The 16,007-nt window shown below is 66.9% G+C and carries 16 protein-coding genes; 4 read left to right on the forward strand and 12 right to left on the reverse strand.

Going from position 1 to position 16,007, the window contains the following annotated elements; genetic code table 11:
* Nucleotides 1-38: 38 nt before the first annotated feature.
* The gene (locus AC3RCC_RS25150) at nucleotides 39-1,493 is read right to left on the reverse strand and encodes an AMP nucleosidase (RefSeq protein WP_291633586.1); all 1,455 of its coding nucleotides are present in this window, start codon (nucleotides 1,491-1,493) and stop codon (nucleotides 39-41) included.
* A gap of 138 nt (nucleotides 1,494-1,631) precedes the next feature.
* Between AC3RCC_RS25150 and AC3RCC_RS25155 the strand changes: the two genes are divergently transcribed.
* The 4 genes from AC3RCC_RS25155 (at nucleotide 1,632) to AC3RCC_RS25170 (ending at nucleotide 4,241) form a co-directional block, all read left to right on the forward strand.
* On the forward strand, nucleotides 1,632-2,045 hold the full coding sequence (locus AC3RCC_RS25155) for a VOC family protein (protein WP_452119078.1): 414 nt from the start codon (nucleotides 1,632-1,634) through the stop codon (nucleotides 2,043-2,045).
* A gap of 88 nt (nucleotides 2,046-2,133) precedes the next feature.
* The gene (locus AC3RCC_RS25160; protein WP_492256961.1) at nucleotides 2,134-2,793 is read left to right on the forward strand and encodes a GntR family transcriptional regulator; all 660 of its coding nucleotides are present in this window, start codon (nucleotides 2,134-2,136) and stop codon (nucleotides 2,791-2,793) included.
* A complete protein-coding gene (locus AC3RCC_RS25165) occupies nucleotides 2,793-3,275 on the forward strand; it encodes an OsmC family protein (RefSeq protein ID WP_291646319.1) in 483 nt (160 codons plus the stop codon). The genes AC3RCC_RS25160 and AC3RCC_RS25165 overlap by 1 nt, the downstream gene beginning before the upstream one ends.
* A gap of 231 nt (nucleotides 3,276-3,506) precedes the next feature.
* Nucleotides 3,507-4,241 (forward strand): IclR family transcriptional regulator, encoded by a 735-nt coding sequence (locus AC3RCC_RS25170; RefSeq protein WP_291633580.1) that lies wholly within the window; start codon nucleotides 3,507-3,509, stop codon nucleotides 4,239-4,241.
* A 44-nt stretch (nucleotides 4,242-4,285) separates the two neighbouring features.
* On the opposite strand, the gene AC3RCC_RS25175 is transcribed toward AC3RCC_RS25170, so the two are convergent.
* The 11 genes from AC3RCC_RS25175 to AC3RCC_RS25225 form a co-directional block, all read right to left on the reverse strand.
* Nucleotides 4,286-5,086 carry a shikimate dehydrogenase family protein gene (locus AC3RCC_RS25175; RefSeq protein WP_492256962.1) on the reverse strand — a complete coding sequence of 267 codons (801 nt, stop codon included), beginning with the start codon at nucleotides 5,084-5,086 and terminating at the stop codon, nucleotides 4,286-4,288.
* A 91-nt stretch (nucleotides 5,087-5,177) separates the two neighbouring features.
* The gene (locus AC3RCC_RS25180; protein ID WP_492256963.1) at nucleotides 5,178-6,086 is read right to left on the reverse strand and encodes an NAD-dependent epimerase/dehydratase family protein; all 909 of its coding nucleotides are present in this window, start codon (nucleotides 6,084-6,086) and stop codon (nucleotides 5,178-5,180) included.
* Between the two features lie 68 nt (nucleotides 6,087-6,154).
* Nucleotides 6,155-7,078 carry a DMT family transporter gene (locus AC3RCC_RS25185; protein ID WP_291633574.1) on the reverse strand — a complete coding sequence of 308 codons (924 nt, stop codon included), beginning with the start codon at nucleotides 7,076-7,078 and terminating at the stop codon, nucleotides 6,155-6,157.
* Between the two features lie 233 nt (nucleotides 7,079-7,311).
* Complete coding sequence (locus tag AC3RCC_RS25190) at nucleotides 7,312-8,145, reverse strand: shikimate dehydrogenase family protein (RefSeq protein ID WP_492256964.1); 834 nt, start codon at nucleotides 8,143-8,145, stop codon at nucleotides 7,312-7,314.
* 2 nt (nucleotides 8,146-8,147) lie between these two features.
* Nucleotides 8,148-9,185 (reverse strand): Gfo/Idh/MocA family protein, encoded by a 1,038-nt coding sequence (locus tag AC3RCC_RS25195; RefSeq protein ID WP_291646313.1) that lies wholly within the window; start codon nucleotides 9,183-9,185, stop codon nucleotides 8,148-8,150.
* 10 nt (nucleotides 9,186-9,195) lie between these two features.
* Complete coding sequence (gene aroQ / locus AC3RCC_RS25200) at nucleotides 9,196-9,639, reverse strand: type II 3-dehydroquinate dehydratase (RefSeq protein WP_492256965.1); 444 nt, start codon at nucleotides 9,637-9,639, stop codon at nucleotides 9,196-9,198.
* Nucleotides 9,640-9,922: 283 nt separating this feature from the next.
* The gene (locus AC3RCC_RS25205) at nucleotides 9,923-10,786 is read right to left on the reverse strand and encodes a carbohydrate ABC transporter permease (RefSeq protein ID WP_291633566.1); all 864 of its coding nucleotides are present in this window, start codon (nucleotides 10,784-10,786) and stop codon (nucleotides 9,923-9,925) included.
* An 18-nt stretch (nucleotides 10,787-10,804) separates the two neighbouring features.
* On the reverse strand, nucleotides 10,805-11,689 hold the full coding sequence (locus AC3RCC_RS25210) for a carbohydrate ABC transporter permease (protein ID WP_492256966.1): 885 nt from the start codon (nucleotides 11,687-11,689) through the stop codon (nucleotides 10,805-10,807).
* A 93-nt stretch (nucleotides 11,690-11,782) separates the two neighbouring features.
* Nucleotides 11,783-13,066: an ABC transporter substrate-binding protein gene (locus AC3RCC_RS25215; protein ID WP_291633562.1), complete on the reverse strand. Its 1,284-nt coding sequence runs from the start codon at nucleotides 13,064-13,066 to the stop codon at nucleotides 11,783-11,785.
* Between the two features lie 107 nt (nucleotides 13,067-13,173).
* On the reverse strand, nucleotides 13,174-14,580 hold the full coding sequence (locus AC3RCC_RS25220; protein ID WP_452119007.1) for a hypothetical protein: 1,407 nt from the start codon (nucleotides 14,578-14,580) through the stop codon (nucleotides 13,174-13,176).
* A gap of 397 nt (nucleotides 14,581-14,977) precedes the next feature.
* Nucleotides 14,978-15,889: a PfkB family carbohydrate kinase gene (locus tag AC3RCC_RS25225; protein ID WP_492256967.1), complete on the reverse strand. Its 912-nt coding sequence runs from the start codon at nucleotides 15,887-15,889 to the stop codon at nucleotides 14,978-14,980.
* Nucleotides 15,890-16,007: the final 118 nt, after the last annotated feature.

Below are 16,007 nucleotides of genomic sequence, written 5' to 3' on the forward strand. Positions count from 1 at the left end.
CGATGACGATGCGCGGCAGCCCTGCGTCTCGCGCCGGCTCAGCGGAAGGGTGGCTCGTCGAAGCTCCTGAGCTTGCGCGAATGGATCGAGGAGCCGGCCTCTTTCAGCCTTTCGAGCGCGGCGAGGCCGATCTTCAGATGCTCGCTCACCGCCCGCTCATAAAAAGCGTTGGCGGCGCCCGGCAGCTTGATCTCGCCATGCAGAGGCTTGTCGGAGACGCAGAGCAAGGTGCCGTAGGGCACGCGTAGCCGGTAGCCCTGCGCGGCGATCGTGCCCGATTCCATGTCGACGCCGATGGCGCGCGACAGGTTGATGCGCTTGCGCTCCTTGGTCCAGCGCAGTTCCCAGTTGCGATCGTCCTGCGTCACCACGGTGCCGGTGCGCAGGCGCTGCTTCAGCCGGTCGCCCTTCTCGCCGGTGACGTCGGCGGCCGCCTGCTGCAGCGCGACCTGGACCTCGGCCAGAGCCGGGATCGGGATGTCGGGCGGCACATGCTCGTCGAGAATGCCGTCCTGACGGAGATAGGCATGGGCGAGAACATAGTCGCCGATGATCTGGGTCTGACGCAGACCGCCGCAATGGCCGACCATCAGCCAGCAATTCGGCCTGAGCACCGCGAGATGGTCGGTGATGTTCTTGGCGTTGGAGGGCCCGACGCCGATGTTGACGAGCGTCACCCCTTCCCCCTTCGCCCGGATCAGGTGATAGGCCGGCATCTGGAAACGGTGCCAGGGCGCCGACATCACCCGCTCGGCGGCGCTGACATCGAGGCCTTCGCGCTCGATGCGGACGCCGCCCGGCGCGACCAGCGCCAGTGCCGTGCCGGCCTCGATCTCGGCCAGGGCCAGCCGGACGAACTGGTCGACATAGCGATGATAATTGGTCAGCAGCACCCAGGGCTGGACGGCGCGCCAATCGGTGCCGGTGTAGTGTACCAGCCGGCGCAGCGAATAATCGACACGCACCGCATCGAACAGCGAGAGCGGGCGCGGCTCGCCCTCGATGATGTCGAAGGTGCCGTCGGCGACCTCGTCGCCGACCAGCGACAAGAGTGGCGTCGGGAAGTGACGGGCAAGCTCGGCCGGGCTGACCTTGCCGCGCCCGAGCTCGTCGCCGCCGTCGAGCGCGTAGGGATAGGGAATCTCCTGGGCGCTGACCCCGGTCTCGATGGTCGCGCCGTAATCCCGAACGAGCGGCCGCAGCTGATCGAGCAGATAGGCGCGGAACTCCGCCGGATGCGTCACCGTCGTCGAATAGACGCCGGGCACGGCGAACTTGGCATAGCCGCGCCGCGTCGCGGCCGGCAGCTTCGACGGCTCATAGGTGACGCGCAGCATCGGATAGCGATAGAGCGCGCGCTGCTCCAGCGTCGGCGGCTGGCGTGTGGTGAAGAAGCGCTGAAGGTCATCGCCCAATGCCTGCCGCGCCTGGGCGTACAGGGCCTCCAGCCGGTCGACGGCTGCTTCCGGCGTGGCGGCGATCTCGAAAGTCATGTCGCGCAATGGTCTCCGGTTCGATTCGCCTCAGGGTCACCCTGCTGACGATGGCTGTCGAGCGATCCTGCCATGCTCTTGGTCTCGCAGCCATGCCGGCGATGCGCGCCGGCACAACAATGCAGCGGAGGATCAATGATGAAGCTCGCACCCTATCTTTTCTTCGACGGCCAGTGCGAAGCCGCCTTCACCGACTATCAGCGGATTCTCGGCGGCCGGATCGAGGCGATGCTGCGCTATGAAGGCTCGCCGGTCGATATCGCGCCGGAATGGCGCTCCAAGATCATGCATGCCTGTCTCGAACTCGACGACGGCCAGATGCTGATGGCCTCGGACGCGCCGCCGGAGCAGAGCACCGGGCCGATGCAGAGCGTCCATGTCAGCGTCACCGTGAAGGAGCCGGCCGAAGCCGAGCGCATCTTCGCCGCGCTGGCCGAAGGCGGCACCGTGACGATGCCGATGGCCGAGACCTTCTGGGCGCCGCGCTTCGGCATGCTGAGCGACCGTTACGGGGCATTCTGGATGGTGGGCTGCGAGCCCGCGGCCGGCTGAGCTGAACCGGCGGGCGTGCCCCGCCTGCGGCACGAGGCTCCGGGCCGGAGACGGTTGTAGATATCGTATAATTGGATACAATTATACGATGAGTATTCCGCCCCTTGCCGCCACGACGACCGCCGCCGCCCTCGCCACGCGCCTGCGTCAGGAGATCGACCAGGGCCGCTGGCAGGCCGGTGAGTTGCTGCGCCAGGAGCAGCTCGCCAGCGAATTCGGCGTCAGCCGCATCCCGGTCCGCGAAGCGCTGGCCCAGCTGCAGAGCGAGGGGCTTCTCAGGATCGAGCATTATCGCGGGGCACGGGTGAGCTGGCCGACGCCCGCCGAGATCGACGAGATCTTCGATCTGCGCCACCTGGTCGAGAGCGACCTCATCGCCCGTGCCCTGCCCCGACATGACGAACGGTCCTGCCGCGAGCTGGCGAGGCTGCAAGGCCAGCTCGAGGATGCGCAGGACCGTCTCGGCTGGATCGGCGGCGACATCGCCTTCCATGAAGCGCTCTACCGGCCGGCCGAGCGCCCGCGCAGCCTGGCGCTCTATCGCCAGCTGCGCGCGCCGATCGACCGTTTCAGCGTTCAGCAGCTCGGCCCGGAAGCCCGCAAGCAAGGCTGGGCCGAAGAGCACCGGCAGTTGATCACGGCCGCGGCCTCCGGCGACGTCCCGGCCGCGCTGGCGACACTGGCAGCACATCTCGACGCAACGCGCATGGTCGTGCTGGCGGCCTGCGCCGATCTCGGAGACGGATGATGGCGAACCACGGCGCGACGATCGAATGGCAGCGCGGCGACCAGGATTTCCTCGACCGGCGCTATAGCCGCGCGCATCTCTGGCACTTCGACGGCGGGGCGGCCGTCGCGGCGTCGAGCTCGCCGCATGTGGTGCGCGAGCCCTTCTCGAACCCGGCCAATGTCGATCCTGAAGAAGCCTATGTCGCGGCGCTGTCGAGCTGTCATATGCTCTGGTTCCTCGACCTCGCCGCGCGAGCCGGCTTTCGCATCGACGGCTATCGCGACGCCGCCGCGGGCGAGATGGCGAGGAATGCGGACGGGAAGGAATGGATCGCACGCGTGGTTCTGCGGCCGCACATCCGGTTCAGCGGCGCGCTGGCGCCCGACGACGCCATGGTCGACGGGCTGCACCATGCGGCGCATGAAAACTGCTTCCTCGCCAATTCGGTACGCAGCGCGGTCGAAACGCGAGGTAGCTGGGAGTATCGCCTCGGCGACTGACGACGAGGGTCGAGCGGCTGCGGGTCGGATTCCGCCGCAGCAGACCGTTCTTCCACGGGATACGTTTCCATATGAAGTAAAGCACACCCGCCGAGATTAACCCGTAAGGGACATTGAACCTGCCCAGCCGGGTCTTCACTATTGCGCAACGTCTCCAAGGGCCGACCGCCGCAGCTGAACAGAACCGGATCTGCAATGCCCTCGGCCGAGCTGGGATCAGTCAAGTCCGCAATGCGCGTGCTCGACTTGTTCGAGTATCTGCGCCGCTGGAATGCCGGCCAGACCCATGCCCGGATAGCCGCGCAGCTCGGCATCCCGAAAAGCAGCCTGACGCAGCTGCTCAAGACCCTGGTCTGCCGCGGCTATCTCGAATACGATCCCGCCAGCAAAGGCTATTTCCTCGGCCCGGCCGTGGTCGCGCTCGGCCAGCGCAGCGTCGAGACGCGCGATCTCGTCAGCGTCGCCGAAGACGTGCTGGCCGACACCGCGCACGCAACCCGCGAGACCTGCGCGCTCAACCTGCTGAAGGGCGACCTCTCCGAGGTGGTGGCGACCGCAAGCGGCTCGCACCGCCTGCATTACACGATGCGGAAAGGCGATGTCGCGCCGCTCTACGCGACCTCGGGCGGCAAGGCACTGCTCGCCCATCTGCCCGATGAGATGCGCCGTGACTATCTCGCGCGCGTCAGCCTCGAAAAGATCACGCCGCAGACGGTCGACTCGGTGCCGGCACTGGAGGCGGAACTGGCCGAGATCGCCCGGACCGGCATCGCCTTCGTGGTCGAGGAGTTCATGCCGGGCATCGTCGGAATGGCGCGCCCGATCCTCGGCCGCTCCGGCTTTCCGCTGGCGGCCGTCAACATCGCCCTGCCGATCGCGCGCTATGACGCCGCGCTGAAGCGGCGCTGCCTCAACGCGCTAGAGGACGCGGTGCTGATGCTGCGGGAACGCGCCAATCTCGGCTGAGCGCTGCGCCCTCTTCCCGGTCGAGCGCCGCCCGACTTCCTGGCCTAGACCGGCTTGCCTTCGAGGAAATCGACGATCAGCTCGTGCTGCGCCAGGAACATGTTGAGGCCGGTCTGGGTCTTGCAGCCTAGGCTGCGACCGGCCTCCAGCAAGGGCGAGACCTCGGGCGCCGTGATGACGTCGCCGATGAACATATCCGGCGCGAGCTTCTCGACCGCGACCGGCAAGGGGTCGCCCGCGCGCATGCCCAGCGGCGTGGCATTGGCTATGATCCCGAAGCCGCCCGGGTCGGTCGAGCCCGCCCGCACGCGCCCGGGATAAGCGGCTGAGAGCCGGGAGATCAGCGCATCGCGCCGGCCGGCATCCATGTCGTGGATCGCGAGCTCGGACACCCCGGAGTCGAGCAGTTGCAGCCCGATCGCGCTGCCCGCCCCGCCGGCCCCGATCAGCAAGGCACGCTTGCCCTCCGGCTCGCCGCCAGCCTGGCGCATGGCGCGCACGAAGCCGACCCCGTCGAGCATGTCGCCGTGCCAGGCGCGATCGGGCCCGCGGCGCAGGACATTCGCCGATTCCAGCAGCCGGGCCCGGTCGGACAGCGTCCTGCAGTGCTGCCGGGCGGCGAATTTGTGCGGAATCGCCACGACGATGCCGTCGACATTCAACACCGGGCCGAGCGCGGCAATGAAGCCGTCGACATCCTCGGGCAGGACATGGATCGGGATCAGCGCCGCATTGATGCTGCGCTCGACGAAGGCCCTGGTAATGCCGGCCGGCGACTTAACCTGGGCGATCGGGTGGCCGATGATCACGAAGATCCGGGTCTCGCCGCTCAGCATGTCCAGCATCTCATCCTCCATCCGGCTCCTGCGCGCCGGTCCGGCACCCGCGCCTTGCCCTGCTCTCGACCTTCGCCCTCAGCCTGTTCGGCCGACCGGCCTATCCAAGAGCCCTCGCGGCATCGCGATGGAAAGCGATGGTGCGCGCCAGGCCCTCCGCAAGTCCGGTTCGTGGCAACGTTCCGAGCACCGAAGGCAGGCTGGCGTCGGGGGCGAGTTCCGGGGCCGTCGGCAGGCCCGGCCCGGCAGCACTCAGGCGCGCATCCGGGACCTGACGTCGGATCTCGGCGATGACCTCGTCGACGGTCGCGACCTCGCCGACCAGATTGAAGGCATGGGCACCGGCGATATCGCGCGCCACCGCCGCCGCGAAGGCGGCGGCGAGATCCTCGACATAAAGCAGGTCGGACTGGCCGGTGTAGATGAACTCATAGGCCTCGCCCTTCGCGGCCGCCTCGGCGGCGAGGCTCGGGCCGGCGGTGAGGCCGAGCTCGCGGCCGGGCCCGTAGACCACGAAGGGGCGGAAGCCGACGCTGGCGATGCCATGATCGAGCCAATAAGCGCGGGCGCTGCCTTCGGTGGCGAGCTTGAAAGCGCCGTAATGGGTGATCGGCAGCGGTCTCGCCCCGTCCTCCGGGCCGAAGACACCGGCCGAGCTGGCATAGACGACCTTGGCGATGCCATGCCGACGCGCCGCCTCGAAGACGTTCAGCGTACCGATGACGATGACCCCCGCGCCGAGGACGGGCTGCTCGCGGCAGGCCGGAGTCAGCAGCGCGGCGAGATGGACGATGCTGTCGCAGCCCTCGGCGGCAGCATGGACGGCCTCGCCGTCGCGGATGTCGCCGAGACGCCAGTCGATCTCGGCGGCAGCCTCCCCGGCCAGCGCCCGCACGAGCCGGCTGTCATCCTTGATGTCGAAGATGCGGACCTTGTGGCCAGCGGCGAGCAAGCTGCGGACGATCCAGGCGCCGATGAAGCCGGTGCCGCCGGTGACGAGTATCTGCATGGGAATTCCCGGTCCTGTTGCGAAGGAAAGGACGATGCTCGTGATGTCGGAGCTTCGCCCCGCGCCCGTCAATCCGTCGGCGCGGCGCGTTCCGTTTCGTCGGGCGGTTTCGGCCGCCTTCCGGCCAGATGCAGCGAGATCAGCCCGCCGGCGACGATCAGCGCCGCGCCGACGACGGTGAAGATGTCGGGCACCTCGCCGAAGATGGCGAAGCCGAGCAGGGTGGCGGTCAGGAGCTGGGCGTAGGAATAAGGTGCGAGGCGCGAGGCGGTCGCGCGGGCATAGGCCGCGATCATGGCGAACTGGCCGGCCGCCTGGCAGATCCCGGACAGGCCGAACAGCAGCCATTGCTCGCCCGTCGGGGCCTGCCAGAAGAAAGGCAGAGGCAGCGAGGACAGAACCAGCGCCACCAGCATGGTGTAGAACAGCACCGTGCGGGGCGCCGCCCGTTGCGCGACGATCCGGGTCATGACCTGGCCGAAGGCGGCGAGCAGGCCGGCGAGCGCCGGGATCAGCAGGGTCCAGGAAAAATCACCGCCGAAAGGCCGCATGATCGTCAGCACGCCGAGGAAGCCGGACAGCACCGCAAGCCAGCCCCAGCGGTTCACCGTTTCGCCGAGCAGGAGCTTGCCGAGCGCCATGCTCAGCAGCGGCGAGATGAACAGAATCGTGGTGAGCTGGGCCAGCGGCACATAGGCCATCGCGAAGATGACGCAGCTGCCGGCGAGGAAGGGGAAGATCGAGCGCAGCAGCAGGAGCTTGACGGGGCCGCGCGTCAGCGCCGTCCGCCACTCACCCGGCCGGAGGATGAACAGGAAGAGGGCGGCGAAGACGACGCTGCGCCCCCACATCGCGACGACGGCGTTCGATTCGATGACGATGAGCTTGGAAGCGGCGTCGCCGATGGCGAACAGGCTGAAGGCGGTCAGGGCCAGCGCGAGCGTGGCCAGCCCGCCATCGGACTGCGGAGCTTTGGATAGCGGCTGGCTCACCTGGCGCGTTCGCCGCCGAGCCCAGGCGGGCGCCTTGCTTCGTCGCTGCCGAACATCGCCTCCCCCCGGGGCCGGGGCCCGTCCCGTTGCGCGCCGGCTGGCACGAGGCGGAAGGCTTCCGACAGCCGCCGCGACAGGCGCGACGACGATCCGGCTATAGGCAACGCAGCGTCAGGCGACAATCAGGCGCGCCCTGCGGCCAGTGCAGGGCCGCCCTCCATGCGGGGCCGGTCTCAGTAGCTGATCTGAGCAACCGCCCGCAGATTGTCCGGCGTCGTCGTCGGAAAGCCGAAGAATTCGAGATAGGCCGGGATCTGCTCGAACAGCATGTCGGTGCCGATCTGCGTCTGGCAGCCTCTCGCCCGGGCAGCGGCCAGGAAGGGTGTGACCTCGCTCTTCAGCACGACTTCGCCGACGAAACTCTCCGGTGCGATGCGCGAGACATCCATCGGCAGGGGATCACCCTCGTTCATGCCGAGCGGCGTCGCGTTGACGACGATGTCGTAGCCCTCGGGATCGCGTGTGCCGAGTTCCAGTGCGAGCGCGGGATAATGCGCGCGCAGGCGACGGGCGAGCCCTTCCACGGCGGCGCTGTTGAGGTCGAACAGGCCGAGCGCGGCCGCCCCCGCTCCCGCCAGCGAAGCGGCGATCGCCGCGCCGACGCCGCCGCTGCCGACGACCAGCGCCCGCGCACCCGCCACCTGCCGGCCCTTGCGCAGAACGCCGCGCACGAAGCCTTCGCCGTCGAACATGTCGCCGCGCAGCGTGCCGTCCGGCCGCAGGAGCACGGCGTTGCAGGAGCCGGCGATGCTGGCCGCCGTCGAAAGCTCGTCGACGAGGCCGGTCGTCGTCACCTTGTGCGGCATCGTCACCAGCGCACCGCGGATGTTCTTCAGGCGGAAGAGGGCGGCGAACACCTCAGGATACACATCGGCCTCGACCGCCATCGGCATCACCACCGCATTGACGCCGATCGACTCGAAATAAGGATTGTAGATCAGCGGCGCCTTGAAGGTCGTCGTCGGGTAGCCGAGATGGGCGATCAGGATGGTGTTGCCGTCGATCATGATCAGCCGATCGTGACGACGGCGCCGGTGCTGGCCGCCTGCTTGACGGCCTCGATCACCCTCAGCGTTTCCAACCCTTCGCGACCGGAGACGATCGGCTTGGCCTCGCCACGGATGACCTCGCCGAAATGGCGGACCTGAACGCGCAGCGGATCCTCGGCGACGAAGGGCACGCGCTCCCGGCGCAGCGGCTCCCACCAGCTGCGCTTGCCCGGATTGTACCAGAGTTCGAGCTGCGGCACGGTCAGCGAGCCATGCGTGCCGCCGAGCTGGTAGCAGGACTGGTCCTGCTGCTGCGGATAGACCGGGTTCTCGCCGGTGGTCATCTCCCAGCTCCAGGGCGCGACCACCGAGTCGGAGACGTTGACCGTGCCGAGCGCACCATTGACGAAGCGCAGGATGATCACCGCCGTCTCCTCGACGGCATTGCCGCGCACGATGTTCGATTCCTGCGCCTGCACCGAGGCGATCTCGCCGCAGAGATAGCGGAACAGATCGACGTCATGGCTGAGATTCATCATGATCGGGCCGGCGCCCTTCTCACGCCGCCAGGCCACGTCGAAATAATCGTCCGGCTTCATCAGCCAGAAGCTGCCATGCAGCGTCAGGAGGCGGCCGAGCCGCCCGGCCTCGACGATCTCCTTGGCCTTGCGGATCATCGGGTTGTAGCGCCGGTGATGGCCGGCGAGCAGCGGGATCCCGGCCTTCTCGAACGTCTCGACCAGTTGCTGCGCGGCTGCGACGCTGTCGGCGAGCGGCTTCTCGATGATCGCCGGCAGGCCGGCGGCGGCGGCTTCGAGGCCATTGGCCAGATGCAGGCTGTTCGGCGTCGCGATGACGACGCCGTCCGGCCGGGCACGCGCCAGCATCTCGGCGAAGCTCGGAAACCAGTTCGTCCCGAGCGACGAAGCCAGCGAGGTCGCGCTCGGCGAGGGGTCGACGATGGCGGCGAGCTCGAGACTCGGCTCGGCCGCGATGTGCTGAGCGTGGCGGTTGCCGATCAGACCGGCACCGATGACTGCGAGTCTGACCGGCTTCATCGGCTTTCCCCTATTTCTCGTCGATCAGCGTGGCGAGGCGCCGCAGGGCCAGCGCGTAACCCTGGGTGCCGAAGCCAGCGATGACACCGTCCGCCCGCAGCGAGACATAGGAATGATGCCTGAAAGCCTCACGCTTGTGGACATTGGAGATGTGGACCTCGAAGACCGGTCCGTCAAAGGCATTGAGCGCGTCGAGCACCGCGACCGAAGTGTGGGTGAAGGCGGCCGGGTTGATGACGATGCCGCCGGCGGTCTCGCGGGCCTCGTGAACCCAGTCGATGATCTCGTATTCACGGTTGCTCTGGTGGAAGCGCAGTTCGAGATTCAGCTCGCCCGCCAGCGCCCGGCACTCCGCCTCGACATCGGCCAGGGTGGTGTGACCGTAGATGTGGGGCTGGCGCTTGCCGAGCAGATTGAGGTTCGGACCGTTCAGGACGTAGACGAGGCGGCTCACGGCAGGTTTCCCGGGCTGGCGGATGGCGGTTCGCGGTTGTGCGGCCACAGGCGGCGGCAGCGCCTTCAATCCCTAGAGCATCGGACCGAAAAGTGGAATCCACTTTTCGGGCGAATCCGACGCGTAAACAAAGAGATAGATCGCCAACTCGCGCCCGACCGGACGCGCGCTGGCGATCTATCCTTGCGAGAGGGCTTGGTGAAGGGCCGAGAAAGAACCGCGCCGGTCCGAAGCCGGACCGGCGCGCAGTTTGGGGAGTGGAGGCGGCCCAGCGCCGGCGTGGTCAGGAGGTGAGCGCCCCCGCCGTCATGCCCTGGACCATGTAGCGCTGCAGGAAGATGAAGGCGACGACGAGCGGCAGGCTCGCCAGCACCGAGAAGGCCATCATGGCGTTCCAGTCGGTGACGAACTCGGCCATCAGGCTGTAGATCGCCATGGTCAGCACGCGATTCTCCCAGGACTCGATCAACACCACCGCGAAGAGGAACTCGTTCCAGGCGAGCAGGAAGGTGTAGAGCCCGGCACCGACGAAGGCCGGATAGGAGATCGGCACCAGCGTCCGGAAGATCGCACCGAGCCGCGAGCAACCGTCGACCATCGCGGCTTCCTCGATGTCGCGCGGAATGTTGATGAAATAGCTGCGCAGCATGAGGATACAGAACGGCAGGGTGAAGGTCAGGTAGACGATCACCAGCGAGGTTCGGGTGTCATAGAGCCCGAAGGTGATGAAGATCCTGAAATAGGGGATGCAGAGCAGCACCAGCGGGAACATCTGCGTGGTGATCAGGAACATCAGCACGGCGCGCTGTCCGGCGAAGTTGAAGCGCGCCAGCGCATAGGCCGCCATCGCGCCGAGGACGAGCGAGAGCAGGGTGACGACGAGCGAAATCACCATGGTGTTGGCGAAGACGACGAGATAGCGCGGCGTCGTGAAGATCTTCTTGTAACCGTCGAGCGTGAAGACCTGCGGCAGCCAGTCCGGCGGCATCTGCATCACCTCGATGTTCGGCCGGAAGGAGACCGACAGCATCCAGGCGAGCGGGAAGAAGACGATCAGGATCGCCAGGATGAGGAGGGCATAGGCCGCGGCATTGAGCAGGCGCTCGCGCCCCCGCTGGCCCAGCTTGCCCGAAATGACCATAGGCATCGCTTTTTCCCGTAACGCTTAGACGTTGCGCATCGTACGGCGCACATAGATGGCGCTGACGATGAAGAGCACGACGAACATCACCACGGCCTGTGCCGAGGCGTAGCCGAACTTCAGCTTCTGGAAGCCGTCGAAATAGATCGCCGTCGCCAGTACTTCCGAGGAATGGGCCGGGCCGCCACCGGTCATCACATAGACCGGGTCGAAAGCACGGAAGGTCCAGATCGAATCGAGCAGCACGATCGTCGCCATGACGCCGCGCAGTTGCGGCAAGGTGATGTGCCAGAACTGCTCCCATAGCGTAGCGCCATCGATCTCGGCGGCTTCGTAGAGCTGCCTCGGGATCGCCTGCAGGCCGGCAAGCAGCATCACCATGAAGAAGGGGAAGGCGCGCCAGACATTCATCGCCGTGACCGAGCCGAGCGCCGTCGAGGGGTCGCCGAGCCAGGAGATCGTACCGTTGGGATCGAGCAGGCCGAGCGAGACCAGAAAACCGTTGAAGACGCCGAAGGGCTGCAGCATCAGCACCCAGATCATGCCGGCGACGGTCGGCGCCAGCAGCCATGGCACGATCAGAAGGCCGCGCGCCAGGCTGCGGAAAGTGGCGTCGAGGTGCATGTTGAGCAGCAGCGCGAGCGCCAGCCCGATCACCAGATGCAGCACCACGCTGAAGAAGGTGAAGACGACCGTCTGGATGAAGGCCTTCCAGAACAGCGGGTCGTTGAACAGCGCGACATAGTTGCCGAGCCCGACCCAGACCTCGCGCTGGAGATTGCTGTCGTAGAAGCTCAGGCGGATGACGTCGCCGAGCGGATAGAGCAGCAGCGCGACCAGGATCAGCAGCGCCGGCCACAGGAATGAGAATGCGAGGAGCTCCTCGCGATACTTCTGCTTGAAAGTCATGGCACGCCGCTCATGCGGGGCCGCCGCCCTTTCGGGGGACGGCCCCTATACGATGGGAGAGGGGCGTGCTCGCCCCTCCCGGGCAGACGGGAACTATTTCGCAGCCGCGGCGAAGATCTTGTTCCACTCGGCGGCAGCGTCATCCAGAGCCTGTTTTGCGGTCTTCTTGCCCTGCACGACGTTCTGGATTTCCGTGCTCATGATCTTGTTCATCTGCACGGCGTTGGGCATCACCAGGAATGGCGAGTTGGCGTTGGCCGCCGCCATCTGGGTGACGAAGGCCTGGAAGAGCTTGCGCTCCTTGAACCAGTCCTGGCTCGAGACGTCGGTGCGGGCCGGGAAGGCGCCAGTGCCCTTGGCCCACATCTCGATGCCCTTCGGACCGGACATCCAGCGCATGAAGGTCCAGGCCGCGTCCTTGTCCTGAGCCTGAGACGAGATGGTGTTCAGCGAGCCGCGCACCATCGTGCCGCTGGTCTTGCCGACCGGCAGCGGGGCGATGTCGTAGTTCAGCTTGGGATTGAGCTGCTTCTGGATCGCGATGCCCCAGGGCCCCTCGAACATCATGGCGACGTTGCCGGAGGCGAAGTTGGCACGCTTCTCCTTCTCGCCATTGCTGAGCACGCCGGGAACGGAGACCTTGTCCTTGTTGATGCGATCGACATACCACTCGATGGCCGCAACACCCTCCGGGCTGTTGAACACCGCCTTGTTGGTCTCGGCATCGATGATCTTGGCGCCGGCCTGCAGCAGCAGCGGGTAGATCTCATAGGTCATGTTGGTCGGCGGCTCGCCCTGCAGCGTGCCGGTGATCGCGAACTGGCGCTTGTCGGGGTTGGTCAGCTTGCGCGCATACTCCGCGAACTCGTCCCAGGTCTTGGGCGCGCCGGAGAGGCCGGCGGCCTTGAACAGGTCGGTGTTGTAGAACAGAGCCACCGCGCCGCTCTCGATCGGCAGGTAGTACTGCTTGCCGCGCCATTTCTGGTGGAAGGTCACGGGGATGTTGCCGAAGAACTCTTTCGGCTCCTTGGCGATGCGCTCGTCCAGGGGCTCGATCATGCCGAGATCGGCGAACTCCGCCACCCAGTCGACCTGGACGAGCAGCACGTCGGGCAGCTTCTTGGCCTGATGCAGGACGATGGCGCGGTCGTGGAAGCCGGAGAATGGGGAATCGACCGGCGTCAGCTTGATGTCGGGATGGTCCTTCTCGAAGGCGGCCTTGAGCTCGCCCATGAACTTCTCGCCGACCTCGGTGCCCTTCCACTGGCCCCAGCGCACTTCCTTCTGCTGGGCGAGCGCCAGCGTCGGCAGGCTGATCATCGAGGCGAGCGACAGCGCCGCGAACTTCAGCAAGGAAGACCTACGTTGCAGATCCATGATCGTTTCCTCCCGGGTTGATTATCATTGTCCGCGAGCGCCGTTCGGCGCCTTCGGGTAGCGGGCGCGCCCGTCGTTGCGGGCGCGCCGTAGTCCATCGTCCTCCTTCAGGCCGCGCGTGCCTTGCGCAGCGCCTCAGGCACGGCCGGCGCGACCTTCACGAGCGTCGTGTTGTCGGTGACGAGCTTGCTTGTCGCGCCGACATTCATCCAGGTGAACATGTTGCGGAACATGTCCTGGAGCGACGCCATGATGTCGGCTTGGGCCTGGGCCGGCATCTCCCAGAACGGCTTCTTCATCACCTTCCAGGACTTCTTGCGGGTGTTGTAGAAGAACTGCGCGTCGGTCTCGCCCTGCCCCCGCTCATTGGCGTGGTTGGCGAAGGTGTATTCGCGGATCTGGTCGCGCAGCGCCTGCGGCAGGCTCGGATGGTCGAAGATCAGGTTGTTGAAGCCGAGCGCGAGGTGGACCTCGACGGTTTCCGCTTTCGGCAGCATGGCGAGCTGCTCGCCGGGCAGGGTCGAAGCGCCGTGCTGGACCGCGCCGGCCATGTTGTAGTCCTGGCGGCAGATGGTCGAGATCGTCTTGAGCAGCTCGTAATCGACATTGACCGCGGCCAGCGTGCCATCCGGCAGGACCTTGCCGCCGTGATAGGTGCCGGAATTGATCGAGATCTTGCTGACGATCGGCAGGTCGGCGCCGCGCTTGGCCATCTCCTCGAGATAGACCTTCATGAAGGAGCGCAACTCCTCCGGCGTGGTGTTCTCGTGACCGACCTCGCCGATCTCGGCGCCGAGCGAGATGGTGATGCCCTCCGGCTCGATACCGCGCACGAACTGCGTGAAATGCGCGGTCAGCTCGGCATTGACGCGCTGCTGGTCCTCGACCGTCGCGAGCGAAAGGTCGACCACCGTCGAGGCGTCGATGTCGATGCTGTAGAGCCCGGCCGCGACCTGCTCGCGCATGATGGCCTCGAGCTTGCGCACCTCGGCCTTGGGATCGGCGAGATAGGCCTTGGCGTTGATCTGGTCATGGTCGGCCTGCAGGAAGACCGGGCCGACATGGCCCTCGCGCAGGGCCGCGGCGAGCACGCCGGCGGCATATTCGAGCGGCGGCTGCTGGGCGTAGAGCGCCTCGCCGACGGCCTGTTCGAAGATGAAGAGCTTGGAATCGAGTTCCTTGGCGGCCCGGAACACGGCCCGGCAGGTCTGATAGGTCCAGCCGCGCAGGTTCATCGCCGGCACGGTCTTGCCCGCCCATTTCCCGGCGGCGCAGGCGAGATAGAGCTCCTGCACCGAGGAAGGCACGATGCCGGCGGCGAGCGCCGCCTCGCGGATCGCCCAGATCGCGACCGAACGCGCCTCCGGCTCGGCGATCGCCGCCGTCTCGGCCCAGCGGTCGATCATCGCATCAGGCGGGCGCTGGCTCTTCGAGAAATCGGGGGTCGGACCCGACAGGTCGACCTTGATCGCCTTCAGGTCCGCGAGGAGTTCGGAGAGCGAGCAACACGCCATGGATCACCATTTCCTTAGCCGGCGATATTCACGATAGCGGACGCGTCGCGGGCCGGATGCCGGGGAGCGCCCCAAGGACTGATCTGTGCCCGGCGACGCCGGCACGCCGAAGACGCACCAGACCAAAGCCGCAGAGGCCGGGCACGAGCCGCGCGCCCGAAAATCAGCGCGCGCCAGCGTCACACCCGTCGAAGATGAAAGATCGAAAGAGCTGCCTCCCGAGATTTCTTCTTTTGTGCAAGCATTGATGCACGCACGTTTCGCTATCGCAAGAGATATTTTCGTTTTCGTACATCGACGGCTCTGAACTCCTCTCCGATGTGCGGCCCGGAAGCCCCGGGATCAGCATTGCCGAACACCGGAAGCGCGCGCTCGCGAGCGCTGAGCTCACGCCCCCTCAATGCGGGTGGACGGCCCCTGTCGCCAGCATGGTCTCGATCGCCGCGCGGTCGCCCATGCCGTCCCAGCCGCGGCCGCGCTGCGCCTTTACGGCTGCTGCGGCCGAGGCGAAGCGCGCCGCCGCAAGCGGCGGACGTCCCTCGCTCAAGGCCAGCGCGTAGGCACCGTGGAACGTGTCGCCGCAGCCCGTAGTGTCGGCGACAGCGACCTTGAAGGCCGGCACGGCGACGATTTCGCCATCGATCAGCCAGAGGCTCCCGGCGGAGCCTCGGGTCACCGCGACGATCTTGCCACCGCCACCGGCGCAGTGGCGCAGCTGCTCTGCGGCACCACCCTCGCCGGCATGGTCACGCAGGCCCTCGCTGGAAAAGACGACATGGTCGGCCCGGTCGATCAGGGCCTGATTGTCGTCGGCCGCGCCGCCATCGGCGTCGAGCACGGTGACGACGCCGGCAGCGCGGGCGCGATCGAGCGCGATCAGCGCCCCGGCCGGCCAGCGGCTGTCGACGAGGACGGCTCCGGCAGCGTCGAGCGGATCGTTCGGCAGCACCGAGCCATCCAGGGACAGGCCGTGCCGGTCCGAGACGATGCTGCGCTCGCCATGATTGTCGACCATCACGATGGCGCGCAGCGTCCGGCCTTCCGACAGGACCGCGACACCGCTGCAATCGACGCCGTGCCCGCTCAGCGCGGCGATCCCGGCCTCGCCGGCAGCGTCGTTGGCGACGCGCCCCCAATAGGCGGCCGCGCCGCCGAGGCGGCAGATCGCGACCGCCGCCGTCGCCGCCGGGCCGCCATAGCGCTTCTCATAGCCGAGCACCCCGGTCTTGATGCCGGAAGCCGGCAAGGAGGCAACCTGGAAGACCTCGTCGAGGACGAGGTTTCCGACGCAGACGATCTTGCGCTTCATCGAACCGGCTTTCCGCTTGCGGCGACCGCCGGGCCGGCGCCGGCCAATCCCGGATGCTCGACGGACAGGTCGACCAGAGTGGCGACGGCCGCGGATGATGCAGCAATCTTTCCTTTTC

The sequence above is a fragment of the Allobosea sp. GW823-FHT01F03 genome (assembly GCF_058798075.1).